We start from the raw sequence: 14,290 nt of genomic DNA, 5'->3' as shown, positions 1-14,290 counted from the left end.
GACACAAAAGCAGCAGCCTAACTCCCACTGGCCTCATTCACCTTGACAAATTCCGCCTCCCGCAAGGCACTGAGACTCTCATTAGTCATTGTGTTTACTAGTGTGCTGGCGAGCGTCAGCGAATAATCCATGATCCTCTTCTTGTCATCTGACGCCTACGAATTGGTGGATCCATAGGCGTCCTGGGCAAGTGCTACCTGCCAGCGATCAACTCTCTATTGTCCGTATCGGTCATTGCGGGAGGCATTCCAGCTCGAATTGAGCGACCCCGCGCAGGTTGGGAGGTCATGTCAGTAAGTACGCCACACCTTGCCTTTCCTAGGAATGACAGTCCTACCATTCCTTATAGAAAGCTGTGACCCTGCCGTGCAGAATAGAAGTTATGGGTCAAAGCGCAGAGTTTGGAAAATTCCTGAAGGCCATGAGGTCACGGCTGAAGCCTGAGGACGGCGGGCTGCCAGGAACCTCGGGTGTCCGGCGGGTTCCCGGGCTGCGCCGCGAGGAGATAGCCCGGCTGGCGGACGTGAGCACCGACTACTACACGCGCCTGGAGCAGGGTCGCAACATCCACCCGTCCCGGGCAGTGCTGGACTCGGTAGCGCGGGCTCTGCGTCTGGATTCCAGCGAACAGGCGCACATGATGGACCTCCTTGAGAACTGTGCGAAGTCCCAGCGTCCGCCCGTACCGGTCCAGAACGTTCGGCCCGCACTGAAGCAGCTCCTGGATGCCGTGGGAAGCGTGCCCGCACTGGTACTGGGGCGCCGAACGGATGTTTTGGCCGGAAATCGCCTGGCTTTTCTGCTCCTTGCCGATTTTCCGTCCATGCCTGCTACCGAGCGAAACCTGACTCGCTGGATGATCCTCGATCCGCGCGCAAAGGAACTCTTCCGGGATTGGAATTCCGTAGCGGCCGAAGCGGTTGGAACCCTCCGAGTGGACATTGGCCGGCATCCGGACGATGTCCAGGCTAATCAACTCGTTGGCGAACTCGCAGTGCAGAGCGAGAACTTTCGCCTGTGGTGGGCCGGACACCGGGTGTCTAGGAGGTCTGCGGGCAGTCTGCGGCTGCACCACCCGGTCGTCGGCGAATTGGAACTGAACGTTGAAAACCTGGCCCTCCCGGACGACCCGGATCAAGTCCTGCGCGTATTCTCCGCAAAGCCCGGCTCGCCGTCGGCTGATTCCCTCACACTGCTCGGCAGCTTCGGCGCCGAAGCTGCGACTGCCTGGGAGCCCTCACAAACAACAGAAAACACGGATGCATCCGGCGCCGGGTTCTTGACTGATTCGCCATAGGAAAATTGGGGCCTGAGCAGTCGGGCTATTCCGCCCTGACCATGCGTTCAAAAGATAGAGGACATCCTGAAGCGCATCTTGAGTCTAACGGACGCCCGCGGGCGGGAAGCCTGTGAGTTCGGCGCCAGAGACCGAGAATAGCGAGGGCGCGGCCGCGAACAGCGGCTCTGCAGCGCTCCAAAGTCCGGCTCGGCAGCCAAGCCCGACTCGCCAGTGCGGGGTTGCAGTCGTCCAGGATCATGTAGTCGCCAAGGGCATCCACAGCGCTCGATCCTAGTTTGGCCCTCAAAGGTGGGGCGGACTGGATCCAGAATCCCAGCTCGCTCCCGGGTTCGTCGAACCGCGTCGTCCCATGCCAGAGGTGCTGCGATGGCATGGGCATAGCTCAAGTGGGCTCCTTGTGCTCGGGTGTGGCCAGGACCGACTGTAGTTAGGCGAGGGAGAGGAAGAGCTTTTCCAGTTCCTTCCTGTCCAGGCTGGTGTCTTCGCGGGAGATGCATTGCTCCAGGCCGCTGGCGATGATCGCGAAGCCTGCCCGGTCCAGGGCCTTGGAGACGGCGGCCAGCTGGGTGACGATGTCCTTGCAGTCCCGGCCTTCCTCCATCATCCGTGTGACCGCGGCCAGTTGGCCCTGTGCGCGTTTGAGCCGGTTGACCACCGGAGTCAGTTCTGTTGCATCAAGCTGCATCGGGCATCTCCTATCGAGGTCATGGGCTCCATCTTATACCCCCAGGGGTGTCTTGCATACCCATGGGGGTATCTGCAATACTCGGTGGGGTATCCAGCCGTGTCTTGAAAGGACAGCCGTGACTTCCCCCTCCCCTTCAGCCAGCCCCACCGTCACCGCACTGGCCCCGGAAACCCTCGAAACCTGGTTCCGTGAACACCAGGACCTCGTGGTGCTCGATGTACGGTCCGCGGCCGAGTTCGAATCGATGCACATCCGCGGCTCCTACAACGTCCCCCTGCCGCTGCTATCCGAGCACGCCGCGGAACTCGCCGCCCGGCTGGGCAGCCGGGTGGTGCTCGTCTGCCACTCCGGGGCCCGGGCCGAACAGGCCCGGCAGCGCCTGGATGGGGCAGGCCTCGGCACCGCGCATGTCCTCACCGGAGGGGTTCCCGCGTTCGCCGCGGCAGGCGGCGACGTGGTCCGAGGGAAAAGTCGCTGGGACCTGGAACGCCAAGTCCGCCTCGCCGCGGGCTCCCTCGTGGTGCTAGGCCTGGCCGGCGGAAAGTTCGTCTCCCCAAGGATCCGGATGCTTGCCGGCGCGATCGGAGCGGGCCTGACCTTCTCGGCCGCGACCAACACCTGCGCCATGGGCCGGGCCCTGTCGGCCATGCCGTGGAACAAGGCCGCCAAGGAGCCCACCCGCGAAACGGCGATCCTGCAACTGCCGGCGGCATCGGCCCGGCAAAACCCTGCGGCATGATCGCCGCGCTGGCGCTGGGATTGTTCATCGGCGTCGTGCTTGGCGTCGTGGGCGGCGGCGGGTCGATCATCGCCGTCCCCGCCCTCGTCTACGGCGTAGGTATGAGCCCTGCGCAAGCCATTCCCACGTCCCTGCTGGTGGTCGGCGTCTCATCGCTGGCGGCCTTGATCCCGCGGTTCCGCGAGGGCATCAACTGGCCCGTCGTCCTGCTGGTCGGCGCCGCCGGCATCCCGGCAGCCTGGGGCGGCACGGCCACAGGAAGGCTGTTGGATCCGAACATCCTCATGCTCGCGTTCGCAGCCCTGATGGTGATAGCCGGGATCCGCATGCTGACCCGTACCCGCGAAGCCGACAGTTCCTGCAGCACCGGGCCCAACCGGGCCTTCCGCACCTGCGTCCCCAAAGCCGTCAGCGTGGGACTCCTGGTGGGGTTCCTGACCGGACTCCTGGGCGTGGGGGGCGGATTCCTTATCACGCCGGCCCTCACGCTGTTCCTAGGACTGCGCATGAAACAGGCCGTCGGATCATCCCTGGCCATCATCGTGATCAACTCCGTGGCAGGCTTCAGCGCTCACGTGGCCGGATTTACCATCGAGTGGCCGACCGTCCTGGCCTTCGCCATCCCGGCGACCCTCGGCTCACTCGTTGCCGCCGGGCTCGCCCGCAGGCTCAAGGAGAACCATATACGCGTCTCGTTCGCGGTGCTGATCTTCGCCGTCGCGGCCTGGGTCATGGCCAGCATCGTCACGGCCTGACAAGCCATACGACACACCCAGCTCAAGACGAACACCAATGGCCTTAATCAGTTCTCTGGAAAAGCCTTCAGCAAGCCTTACAGAACGATCGCCGTGTCCGAACCCAAGAATTCACAGTCGCCGCGCACCCCAGGCGAAGCCCGTCGCATGGACTCGCGCAGGCCTCCCCACCACCTGATCCCCCACCCACTTAACGAAGGAGAGCACGAATGCTTATTGAGCGCATTTACGACGAAGACCTCGCCCAAGCCAGCTACCTGATCGGCTGCCAAGCAAAGGGTGAGGCCATCGTTGTCGACGGCCGCCGCGACATCACCGTCTACCACGACCTCGCCGCGAAGAACGGCATGAAGATCGTCGCCGTCACCGAAACCCACATCCACGCCGACTACCTTTCCGGAACCCGTGAACTTGCCGCCGCCACCGGCGCGAAGATCTATGTCTCCGGTGAGGGAGGCCCGGACTGGCAGTACGAATTCGACGGCGAGCGGCTGTACGACGGCGACTCGATCGCCCTGGGCAACATCAGCATCCGGGCCCTGCACACACCGGGCCACACCCCCGAGCACCTGTCCTTCCTGGTCACGGACGGCGCGTTCAGCGACCAGCCCGGCTACCTGCTCTCGGGTGACTTCGTCTTCTCCGGCGACCTGGGCCGTCCGGACCTGCTCGACGCGGCAGCCGGCGGCATCGACACCCGTTTCGAGGGCGCCAAGCAGCTGTTCACCAGCCTGCGCGACAAGTTCCTGACGCTGCCGGACTACGTCCAGGTCCACCCCGCCCACGGCGCCGGCAGCGCCTGCGGCAAGGCCCTCGGCGCGATTCCCTCCTCCACAGTCGGCTACGAGCGGCTCTACGCCTGGTGGGGTCCCTATCTCGCCGCGAACGACGAGCAGGGCTTCATCGACGAACTCCTCGACGGCCAGCCCGACGCACACGCCTACTTCGGACGGATGAAGCACGAAAACCGTGAAGGCCCGGCCGTCATGGGCGGACGAACGCCCCTCACTGAGCTGGACACCGCCGACGTCGCCAAGGACCTGGCCCGGGACAAAGCCACGTTCATCGACACCCGCCCCAACGCTGAAGTCCATAAGGGAACTGTTGCCCGCTCCCTGAACGTCCCCGCCGGCAAGTCCGTAGCCAGCTACGGCGCCTGGGTAGTGAACCCTGAGACGGACAGGAACCCGCTGGTGCTGCTGGCCCAGGATCAGGAAGAGGCCCAGGACATGTGGGACCACCTGGTACGGGTCGGCATCGACAACGTGGCCGGCTACGTCACCAGCCTTGACGGACTGCCCACGACCACCCCGAAGCTGATCCAGCCCGAGGAACTCGACGGCTTCGACGCCGCCATGGTGCTGGATGTCCGCAACAAGACCGAGCACACCGCCGGCCATATCCCCGGCTCCCACCAGCTCAACGCCGGGCGCGTCATGTGGCACCTTGACGAACTGCCCACCCAAGGCACCATCGTGACCTACTGCCAGTCCGGCGTCCGGAACTCAGTCGCGGCCAGCGCCCTGCGCCGCGCCGGGTACGACATCGTCGAACTCGACGGCAGCTACGCAGCCTGGACTTCAGCCTGGCAAGGTGCTGTCGCCGAAGCACGTTGACCCATGCACGCGATCCGGACGGGCCTCCAGCAGAACCCGGCCCGGTCCACCGGGCCCTCGATCTAGACATCCGGAGTTGCACGCTTCTGCTCGTTCCGGGCGCTTACTCACTCCCCTCTTCAGCAGTCCGTCCGGAATGCTCATTTTGTTCACCTTCGCATCGGCCCGAAGAACTCTCCATCCGGCCGCTCCTGGTCATGACCTTTGCTTGGCGGACTGCAGTATTTTCTCGGCAAATTCCTTTACAGGCCGATCGATCATTTTTCCGTCCAACTGGGCTGCACCCTCTTTGACGCCCGTCACGGATTGCGCCCAGAGGATTTCGGCCGCATCTGGCATGAAAGCCCGCCGAGTGACGGGGACCTGCAGCGGGTGAATACACAGCGTCCCTCCGAACCCGAGTTTGCGGCCGGCTCGTGCGGACCCCGCTACCAGGGCCAAGTCCCGGATCTCTGTGGATGGTGAATCCAGCGGAGGGGCGATGTTGGCTGCGCGGGATGAGAGTACAAGCTGGAATCGCGCCTGGGCCAGCAATCCGGCGTCGCTGCTGTTCATATCCAGGGCAAAGTCGATTGCACCGAATCCGAGTCGCGTGACCCCGGGAACGCGGGCGATTTCCAACGAGTTCACCAAGCCTGCGGCGGACTCGATCAGCGGAACGACGGCGAGCTCTTCCGGCAGCTGCTGCCGCAACCTTTGGACTTCTCTAGCCGATTCGGCCTTAGGTAGCATAATACCCAGCAACCCGTGCCCATTCCTGACGCTGAGCTGGGTGAGTGCAACCATCTCAGCCTCGTGATTCGGGGAACCGGGCGCGTTGATCCGGACGATCGCACGGAAAGACCGTTTGGTTCCGGACGCCAGGGCAGCCAACACGACATCCAGCGCCAGCGCTTTTGCTTCTGGCGCCACCGCGTCTTCAAGGTCGACGACGATAACGTCGGCTCCGGCCGCTGCGGCCGTTCCAAACCGTTCCGGTCGATCTCCGGGGACAAACAGGCCTGTGACGGCTTCCGACACAATCTCGCACGGCCTTGCGGTTGCCATTGCCGGTCCTGTCATTGTGAAGAAGCCACGTCCGGCAGGCTCGCCTCGTCCGGCAGGGCATAGGCTGTGACTGGCAGGTGTCCCTTTCGGTACACCATGAAAGTGCGCCGGAAGGTGATAACGATGACTCCGTCCTGGTTGAATCCTTCGCTTGCGACCGTGACCAGTCCCACGCTGGGGCGTGTAGCCGACCCGCGCACGGCGAGTACCTTGGACCGGGAGTAGATGGTGTCTCCTTCGAATACAGGGGCGGGCATCCTCACCTCGTCCCAGCCCACGTTCGCAAACACGTTCATGGACAGGTCGATGGTGGACTGGCCGGTGACCAAGGCCAGAGTAAATGTCGAGTTGACAAGGGGTCGCCCGTATTCAGTGTTTCGGGCGAAATTGCGGTCAATGTGGGTCTTGGCCACGTTTTGGGACATGAGCGTGAATGTTTGGTTGTCGGCCTCGGTCACCGTCTTGCCGAACGGATGGTAGTACAAGTCTCCGACGGCGAAATCCTCGAACAGGCGTCCTGTCCAACCGGAAGCGGCCGGCGATGCCTGCGGATAGCCTAGTCGTGTCGACTGCTCTGATTTGTCTTTCATTCCTTTTCCTTCCCGAGAGCCGCGGGCACGGCCGCTGCCAACGGCAAGGGCGGGACCTGATCTGCAAACGTTTTTGCGATGTCAATGCGCCGCATGAAGGCGACGTCATCGAAGCCCTGGGCATACTCGATGAACCGGGCAAGGGCGTCGGCGCGGGCGGGATTGCCGCTGATGCGCGGGTGAAGGCCGATGGACATCATGCGTCCGATGTCGTCGCCGTCGTTGCGCAACCTGTCCAAGGTCGCCTTGGCTGTCTCAAAGAACTGTTCGGGGCTCCCAAAACCGGTCCCCATGATGTATCGGGCGTCGTTGACGACGAGCGAGTACGGGACCACCAGATGGTTGCGTCCGTCGACGGAAGTCCAGTACGGCAGATCCTCGTTGTAGGTGTCGGAGTCGTAGAAGAAGCCTCCTTCCTCCGCGACGAGATCACGCGTATTGACGCTCATCTCGCGGCAGTACCAGCCCTCCGGCCGGGTGCCGGTTGTCTTCTCGATGGACGCTACCGCGAGTTTGATCGCCTCTCGTTCGTCATCGCGGGACATCTCGTAGTGGTTGCTCCAGCGGTACCCGTGCCCTGCCGCCTCGTCGCCTCGCAGCGCCAACTTGGTGGCAACGTCGGGGTTTCGTTCGAGGGCCACGGCCGCGGCGAAAAACGTGACGCGGACATCTGCGGCATCGAAGATGCGGAACAGACGCCAAATCCCGGCCCGGGATCCGTATTCGTACATGGATTCCACCGCAAGGTCGCGTTGATCGTCGACGGCGAAGGGCAGTTCATACATACTGTCATTGACGCCGTCGCCCATGGCGAAGGTCTTTTCCGACCCTTCCTCGTAGTTGACGACGATCTGCACGGCGACCTTCGCGCCGTTGTGCCATCTGACGCGCGGAGGGTGTTCGCCGTACCCAACAAGGTCGCGCGGGGGCCCCGGAATGTTGTCGATGTCGGTTCGGCGGAAAAACTGGGGGTTGCTGGTCATGTGTTGATTCTCCAATTCGGGAAGGGGCGATGCTTTAGTCCAGACCGGCCAAGCTGCGCGCGCCGTCGACAACAAGAAGCTGGCCGTTGACATATGAAGCCTCGGCACTGGCCAGGAACTGGTAGACATATGCGATGTCTTCGGGGGTACCGACCCGCCCGGCCGGGATTTTTGCAACGACTGCGTCAACTCCGTCAGGCCCCAAGGAGTTGACCGGATCGAGGGCCTGGGGCGTCCTGATAACACCGGGAGCAACAGCGTTGGCGGTGATGCCGTCCGCCGCGAACTCCACCGCGAGAGATTTCACGAGACCTACAAGTCCGCCTTTCGCGGCTGCGTAGTGGGAGTGCCGGGGCCAAGCGGATACGGTTCCGGCGACGGAGGATGTGGCGATCAGCCTTCCAAAACCGGCTCTGCGCATGTGTGGAAGCGCAGCTCGGAAGCAGCGCCATGCCCCGTTGAGGTCGACGTCGACGACTTGGGTCCAGGCTTCGTCGTCGAGGTCTTCCAGCTCCACTTTTCGGGCGATCCCTGCGTTTGCGACCGCAATGTGGAGTCCGCCCAGTTCGTTGGCTGCCCGGGCGGCCAGTGCATCGACTTCCGAGGGTTTGGTGACATCGACGGCCTCTACTATTACCTGGGCCCCGGCCTTTTCAGCTTCCTCCCGGACGGGTTCGATGTCGTGCCCGTCCCGCGGGTACCACGCCAGTGCGAGGTCTGCCCCTGCCTCTGCGTAAATGCGTGCCGTCGCTGCGCCGATACCCGACGCTGCCCCTGTGATGAGCGCTACCTTGCCTGTGAGATCGAACATTTTGGCCTCGTGATTCGTGAATCGATTAGTTGATCGAGAGCTTTTGTCTCGGTGAAGGATCTGCGGCCTCGGCTGCAGGTGGACCGAACGCCCCGTGCTCGCGCAGCGAGCTCAGTCTTTCTGGTGTATAGCCCAGGAGGTCGCCCATGACGTGGGCAGCGTCCTCGTTCCGCCGGGGCGCTCGTCGGTGTTCCTTGGGCTCGTCTCCGACTCGGACGGCGCTTGCTACCTGGACGACCGTTCCGAACCGGGGGTGCTCAGTCCTCACGAGCATGTTCCTTGCGTCGGTGTGGGGGTCGGCCAAGGCCTCGGCGACGGTGTTCACCGGCCCGCATGGCACATTGGCTGCATGCAATTCCGTCAGCCACGCCTCGGATGTCCTGGTGAGGAAGGCCTCTTCCAGGACCGGGACAAGCACCGTTGAGTTTTCACGACGTGCGGCGAAGCTTCCAAACCGGGGGTCCTCGGCCAGTTCCGGTCGTTCAAGGACTCGGACGAGACGTTTCCAGAATTTCTCCTTGGGGCACGCGACTACAAGCCATCCGTCCGCTGAGCGGAACGCCTGGAAGGGGATGAGGGAAGGATGCGCGGAGTGGTGCGTCCTTTTTGGAACGAAGTCGCTGTTCAGAGCCCAGGCTGCGGGATAGGTGAGCATGGAGATGGCGGTGTCGAAAAGGCTTACGTCGCAGTCAGCGCCTGTGCCGTCGCGTTTCGCGGCGTGCAGGGCTGCCAGCATGGAGATGGCCGCGACGAGACCGCCGGAAAAGTCCACCACCGATAACCCTGATTTGGTGGGGGGTCCGTCGGGTTCGCCGGTGAGATCCATCCATCCCGCAATGCCCTGAAGGACGTAGTCATAGCCGGGCTCAGCGCTTCGCGGACCGGTCATGCCGAAGCCGGTCAGTGAGCAACAGACGATGGCCGGGTTGAGGTGTTTGAGGTCGTCGTAGCGGATCCCCAGCTTGGCTGGTACGTCCCCGCGAAGATTGGAGTAGACGACGTCGCTGACCTTGACCAGGTCCTCGAACACCGCACGGCCCGCCGCGGTGGTGATGTCGAGGCTGATGCTGCGCTTATTGCGGTTGAACGTCTCGAAAAAGAGGCTGTCCTCGCCGTGTTGCATAGGAACGACGTACCTGCCGATGTCGCCTCCGGCTGAGGGGTCTTCGATTTTGATGACCTCGGCGCCGAGGTCGGCAAGCTGCACGCTGCCGAATGGTCCGGCTCCGTATTGTTCGAGTGAAATGATGCGCACATCTTCCAGCGGCTTCATCGCACACCCTCCCCGGAGCCGATGAGGGTTCGTCCGGACGCCGCCCGGCTCCGGGCAAGGGCCGCGGTGCGTGCCATCTCGTTGCCGACGATCATCAGTCCCTCGTCGACGCCCATGCCCGGCTTGGCGAGCACCTGGTCGGCGCCGCATGCCATGGCGATGTGGGCGCTGACGCGGGCGGAGATGTCGGTCTCATTGCAGGTCCCACCGCAATAGGCTGCCAGTCCCTGGCGCCGTACGTAGAGCAGCGCCTCGATGGTGTTGTTGATCCCTCCGAGGTCGGGCGTTTTGACGTGGATGACGTCCGCGGCACCTGCGGAGACAAAAGCCTCGATGTCCTCCCGGGTGTTGCACCATTCGTCCACGACCAGGTCCACGGGGATGCCTCTTGCGGCGAGTATGCGCCGCAGCTCGGCGTAGACATTCACCTGGCCATCGCGGCTTCCGGCGTCGATGGGGTGTTCGATGCGGAGTTTGAAGGGCGAGGCTTGCGTGGCGAGTTCATGGAGGTAGCCGGCGATCCTGTCCAGGTCCTGATCGAACTCGATGCCGATCGTCCCGTAGGTGTCCAGGTGCAGTCGGGGGGCATATTCAGGCCGTGCACGGGTGGCCAGTATTCGCTCACGCAGCCAGCACACGTAGTCTTTCAGCAGGCTCCCGCCTGCACCAAGTTTGGTGTCCACCTGGTTGATGAGGCCGTGGGGCAGGACGTCGACCTCTTTTAGGATCATCTTGTCGACATTGGTGTATCGGTCATCGCCTGTCTGGGCGTAGAGAGGAACAGGTAGCAAGGGAACACCGGTGTCATACTCGTGCTGCACGACCTCAGCCATGGTCAGGCCCGCCGCGAGAGCGGCAGCGTGGAGCAGCGCCTGGGTCACGCCGTATCGCACAGCGGCGGCGAGTGGCTGGCCGTCGGCCCGTAGGCTGTCGGTTTCCTCGGCCAGCTCGCGAAACCCGGTGACGGGACGGCCGATGAGGGTGGGGGCGACGTGTTGTCGGATCTGGGCGAGTGCTTCGTCAACACCGAAAACTGGTGCCCGGCCGCCTGCGCCGGCATATTGCACCTCCGCGCAATCGCCGAGCGCGACCTGGCCGTCGGAGAGGATCAGCATGACGGAAACGGCTGTCCCGGGCTCGCGGATAGCGCTGAAGCCGGGAGTAAGCGGGCGACCCTCGTAGAGGAACCCGTCGTGAGTTGCGTCGGCACGGATGGCCGCCTGGTCATCCCGGTAAAAACCCGTGCGCACCGGCACGCAGAGGACATCGATGATTTTCACAGCATCACGTCCCCACCGTTGGGCCCCAGTGTTTGGCCGACATAGTAGGACCCGCCCGCCGACGCGAGGAGCACAGCGGTGGGGGTGACCTCGTCGACGGTTCCGAAACGGCCGATCGGCAATTCGGCCAGTTTGCCGCTGCGCCACTCGTCCGTTTCGCTCTCCAGGAGCGGTGTTTCTATGGGCCCGGGAGCTATGGCGTTGACGAGCACTCCCCGGTTGGAAACCTCCCGGGCAAGAGATTTTGTGAATCCGATGATGCCGGCCTTGCTTGCGGCGTAGTGGGCGACTGCGCTGCCTCCGATTTGGCCCAGCTGGGACGCGATGTTTATGATGCGGCCCTCACCCCGGGCGAGCATCTGGTTTATCAGTGCCCGGGTGCACAGGAAGGTACCGCGGAGATTCGTGTTGACGACACGATCCCAGTCCTCGACGGTCATGCTTTCAAGCCGCGACTCGGTGAAGATGCCTGCGTTGTTGACGAGGATGTCGACCCGGCCGAAGCGGTCAAGTGCCTGCTCGGCCAGCTTCTTCACGCTGGCCTCGTCACTGACGTCGGTGCGCGCGAACAGGACTTCCCCTCCGTACGCGGCGATCTCCGTCATAGCCTCGGCCGCCTTCGCCTCGTCGACGAGGTCAGCCACGACGATCTTGGCTCCTTCGCGGGCAAACGAAATGGCGATGCCTTTCCCAATGCCGGACGCGGCACCGGTCACGACGGCGACCTGGTTTTCTAGCTTTCTCAACTGCGCTCCTCTATCTCGGACATCTGAAGTTTTTCCCATGCCTGGCCAATTTCACTGCCGGCTGCGACGTCAAAGCGGTGCCGCATCAGGAGCATTGACGCGTCGTGCTGCTCCTGATCGTCACTGCCGACACAGTCCTCGGCCACAACGACGTAGTAACCGCTGAACATCGCGTCACGTGCGGTGGACTCAACACACCCCTCCGTCGTGCAGCCCCCGACGACCACGGTGTCGATGCCGTTGCTCCGCAGAAGCAGGTCCAGATTCGTTCCCCAGAAGCCGCTCGAGCGGTATTTGCGTACCACGAGCTCTTCCGGTTCCGGGCGGAACTCCGGGACAAAGTCGTGACCAGGCGTGCCCGGCACGGTGTACTGGAGGGCCGGCGCCTCCCCGCGTGCCGTATCGTGCATCCGCAGGTTAAAGCGGATCTGAGCGGGAGAGTCGCTCATCCTTCGAGGCAGGGCGGTGTTCTGGATGTGCACGACCAGAACGCCGTGACGCCGTGCCGCGGCCAGCAGGTCTGCCAGGCAAGGCCTGGTGCCGGCGTACATCGACAGATCGATCCCGAGTTCCCCGAACACGCCGTCGGGTTCGATGAAGTCTCTCTGCATGTCTACCAGCAGCAGTGCCGTGTGGGCGGGGTCGACAAGTTCGGTGAGTTCGGTGAAGACTGCTTTTCCATCCACGTTGATCATCGTCAGTCCCTGCTGGCTTCGGGGTGGCGCTGGAATTCTTCCTCGATCGTCGGATGCTGCACCGAGGAGGCCCGTGCGGTGAGCAGGCTCTCGTGTTGTTCATCCAGCGGCAGATCGTCTTCGGCCACGAAGGCACCTATAGCAGCGATTTTCTCCGGGGACTTGGCCCGGTAGTAAAGAAACAGTGCGGTGCCCAGCGCGATCCAAATGAGCACGACGATCGGGACCAGATTGTACGGATATGCCTGCGTGGGATCGCTGACTGAGTAGAGCGGGTAGGCCAGGGCAAGGACACCGAGCGCGGGGACGATGATGTGCTTGGCCAGGCTTCGGTCAGCCCTTCGCCAAAAGTAGCGGATGAGCGCGATGTTGCTCAGGATGTAGACAATCACGATGGCGACCGTGCCGATCGCTCCGGTGAAACCGTAGCAACCTGTCGGGCCGGGGCCGAGCCAGAGTCCGACGCCGATCCCGACGACGACGGTGAAGACGGTCTGCACGAAAATGGCGCGGTGCGGCGAGAACCAGCGGGCGTGGATGCGTCCAAGGGAGGATGGGAGGACTTTGTCCCGGCCCATGGAGAAAATCACCCGGACAGTCGTGTTGTGAATGGCCAGAAGACAGCTGAAGATGCCGGCGATGGCGGAAATTTCGATCGGTTGCAGGAGCCACGGGGCGATGTTCTGGCCTAGCGTGATGAAAGGGTTCGCATCCTGCAGGAACGCGGTCAGCTGCTGCGGATCATTGAGCCGGTACCCCGCCGTGAGGGAATACATCATCAACACGTAGAAGACGCCCACGATACCCAGGGCACCGATCACAGCCAACGGGATGCTGCGTTTCGGATTACGGGTTTCCTCCCCCAAGGTGGCGGCCGCATCGAATCCGACGAAGGACAACAACCCGAACACGACGCCGAGGCCGACTCCGCTGAAGCCTGTCGGCGAGGAAGAGATCAAGAAGACTTCGCCGGTGTTGCCCGACCCGGCGGTGGAAATCGCCAGCACGCCCAGGACAAGGAAGATGACCACTTCGATGACAAGAAGAGTCAGGTCAAGGCTTACGGAGGCTTTGATGCTTCGCAATGACAAGCCGACAACGATGGCCATCCCGGCCAGGCTGAACAGCCACCACTGGATGTCGGCATTGAAGGTCGCTAGAACATAGTCATGGACGAACGCGCCTAAGGCGGAGAAAAGGCCCGGTGCGAGCGTGGCGTAGCCGATCCAGAACAGCCACCCCGTGAAGAAGCCCGCACCGGAGCCCAGGCCCTTCGAATTGAACGTATAAAAGGATCCTGCCGAGGGCAGGAGACGGGAAAACTGGACCACCGTATTCCCGACGAGTGCGGCGGCGATGAACGCAATCAGGAAGGAGAGCGGCAGGGCCGCTCCGGCAGCAGCGGCCGCAGCGGGTGCGTTCAGAACCACTGCCAGGACTGGGGCCATCGCGGCAGCGGACAGAGCGATCGCATTGGGAATGGTCAGAACTCCTCGTTCGAGCGCGGGTGCCTTGGGACCGGAGCCCGTTACTGGCGTTTCATCGGACACGATCGAAACTCCTTCGTTTGGATCAGTGGGGGGAGCCGGACGGTCCACCACACGGGGACTTGGCTCTCAACATGATTTCTCATATCTCATAGAAATATCAATAGATTGATTAAAAAAAATCAGTGATATTTCACGACTGCCGGTATCGTCGTACCAATGACCGAGACCGCCGTGAGATGGTGGGACCAACGACGGCGACGAATTGGTCGCGCGCTGA

At 62.9% G+C, this 14,290-nt stretch carries 14 protein-coding genes; 4 read left to right on the top strand and 10 right to left on the bottom strand.

Annotated features, from left to right (window positions below; translation table 11 throughout):
• Positions 1-382: 382 nt before the first annotated feature.
• Positions 383-1,297, top strand: coding sequence for a helix-turn-helix transcriptional regulator (locus AC4CS3_RS08460; protein WP_490783041.1), 915 nt, complete (start codon positions 383-385; stop codon positions 1,295-1,297).
• Between the two features lie 430 nt (positions 1,298-1,727).
• On the opposite strand, the gene AC4CS3_RS08455 is transcribed toward AC4CS3_RS08460, so the two are convergent.
• Positions 1,728-1,985 carry a metal-sensitive transcriptional regulator gene (locus AC4CS3_RS08455; protein ID WP_490783040.1) on the bottom strand — a complete coding sequence of 86 codons (258 nt, stop codon included), beginning with the start codon at positions 1,983-1,985 and terminating at the stop codon, positions 1,728-1,730.
• A gap of 118 nt (positions 1,986-2,103) precedes the next feature.
• Here AC4CS3_RS08455 and AC4CS3_RS08450 point away from each other — a divergent pair, with 118 nt between their 5' ends.
• The 3 genes from AC4CS3_RS08450 to AC4CS3_RS08440 all read left to right on the top strand — a co-directional run bounded on the left by AC4CS3_RS08450 (position 2,104) and on the right by AC4CS3_RS08440 (position 5,098).
• Positions 2,104-2,727 carry a rhodanese-like domain-containing protein gene (locus AC4CS3_RS08450; protein WP_490783039.1) on the top strand — a complete coding sequence of 208 codons (624 nt, stop codon included), beginning with the start codon at positions 2,104-2,106 and terminating at the stop codon, positions 2,725-2,727.
• Positions 2,724-3,482 carry a sulfite exporter TauE/SafE family protein gene (locus AC4CS3_RS08445; RefSeq protein ID WP_490783038.1) on the top strand — a complete coding sequence of 253 codons (759 nt, stop codon included), beginning with the start codon at positions 2,724-2,726 and terminating at the stop codon, positions 3,480-3,482. The genes AC4CS3_RS08450 and AC4CS3_RS08445 overlap by 4 nt, the downstream gene beginning before the upstream one ends.
• Before the next feature lie 209 nt (positions 3,483-3,691).
• Positions 3,692-5,098, top strand: a complete 1,407-nt coding sequence (locus AC4CS3_RS08440) for an MBL fold metallo-hydrolase (protein WP_490783037.1) — start codon at positions 3,692-3,694, stop codon at positions 5,096-5,098.
• 195 nt (positions 5,099-5,293) lie between these two features.
• Here AC4CS3_RS08440 and AC4CS3_RS08435 read toward each other — a convergent pair whose 3' ends face one another.
• The 9 genes from AC4CS3_RS08435 to AC4CS3_RS08395 are packed head-to-tail and all read right to left on the bottom strand — an operon-like array spanning position 5,294 to position 14,073.
• On the bottom strand, positions 5,294-6,145 hold the full coding sequence (locus AC4CS3_RS08435; RefSeq protein ID WP_490783036.1) for an HpcH/HpaI aldolase/citrate lyase family protein: 852 nt from the start codon (positions 6,143-6,145) through the stop codon (positions 5,294-5,296).
• An 11-nt stretch (positions 6,146-6,156) separates the two neighbouring features.
• Positions 6,157-6,735: a MaoC family dehydratase gene (locus AC4CS3_RS08430; RefSeq protein ID WP_490783035.1), complete on the bottom strand. Its 579-nt coding sequence runs from the start codon at positions 6,733-6,735 to the stop codon at positions 6,157-6,159.
• The gene (locus tag AC4CS3_RS08425; protein WP_490783034.1) at positions 6,732-7,718 is read right to left on the bottom strand and encodes a polysaccharide deacetylase family protein; all 987 of its coding nucleotides are present in this window, start codon (positions 7,716-7,718) and stop codon (positions 6,732-6,734) included. Before AC4CS3_RS08425 ends, AC4CS3_RS08430 begins: the two co-directional genes overlap by 4 nt.
• 34 nt (positions 7,719-7,752) lie before the next feature.
• A complete protein-coding gene (locus tag AC4CS3_RS08420) occupies positions 7,753-8,529 on the bottom strand; it encodes an SDR family NAD(P)-dependent oxidoreductase (RefSeq protein ID WP_490783033.1) in 777 nt (258 codons plus the stop codon).
• A gap of 25 nt (positions 8,530-8,554) precedes the next feature.
• Positions 8,555-9,802 (bottom strand): CaiB/BaiF CoA transferase family protein, encoded by a 1,248-nt coding sequence (locus AC4CS3_RS08415; RefSeq protein ID WP_490783032.1) that lies wholly within the window; start codon positions 9,800-9,802, stop codon positions 8,555-8,557.
• Positions 9,799-11,082 (bottom strand): methylaspartate ammonia-lyase, encoded by a 1,284-nt coding sequence (locus AC4CS3_RS08410; RefSeq protein WP_490783031.1) that lies wholly within the window; start codon positions 11,080-11,082, stop codon positions 9,799-9,801. Before AC4CS3_RS08410 ends, AC4CS3_RS08415 begins: the two co-directional genes overlap by 4 nt.
• Positions 11,079-11,828 (bottom strand): SDR family NAD(P)-dependent oxidoreductase, encoded by a 750-nt coding sequence (locus AC4CS3_RS08405; RefSeq protein WP_490783030.1) that lies wholly within the window; start codon positions 11,826-11,828, stop codon positions 11,079-11,081. The genes AC4CS3_RS08410 and AC4CS3_RS08405 overlap by 4 nt, the downstream gene beginning before the upstream one ends.
• A complete protein-coding gene (locus AC4CS3_RS08400; protein WP_490783029.1) occupies positions 11,825-12,523 on the bottom strand; it encodes a cysteine hydrolase family protein in 699 nt (232 codons plus the stop codon). The genes AC4CS3_RS08405 and AC4CS3_RS08400 overlap by 4 nt, the downstream gene beginning before the upstream one ends.
• Positions 12,524-12,525: 2 nt before the next feature.
• Positions 12,526-14,073, bottom strand: a complete 1,548-nt coding sequence (locus AC4CS3_RS08395) for an APC family permease (protein ID WP_490783028.1) — start codon at positions 14,071-14,073, stop codon at positions 12,526-12,528.
• Positions 14,074-14,290 lie beyond the last annotated feature (217 nt).

It is taken from the genome of Arthrobacter sp. SE2, from assembly GCF_058244265.1.
Note: the sequence above shows the minus strand (reverse complement) of the source record. Positions and strands in the feature narration are given on the sequence as shown.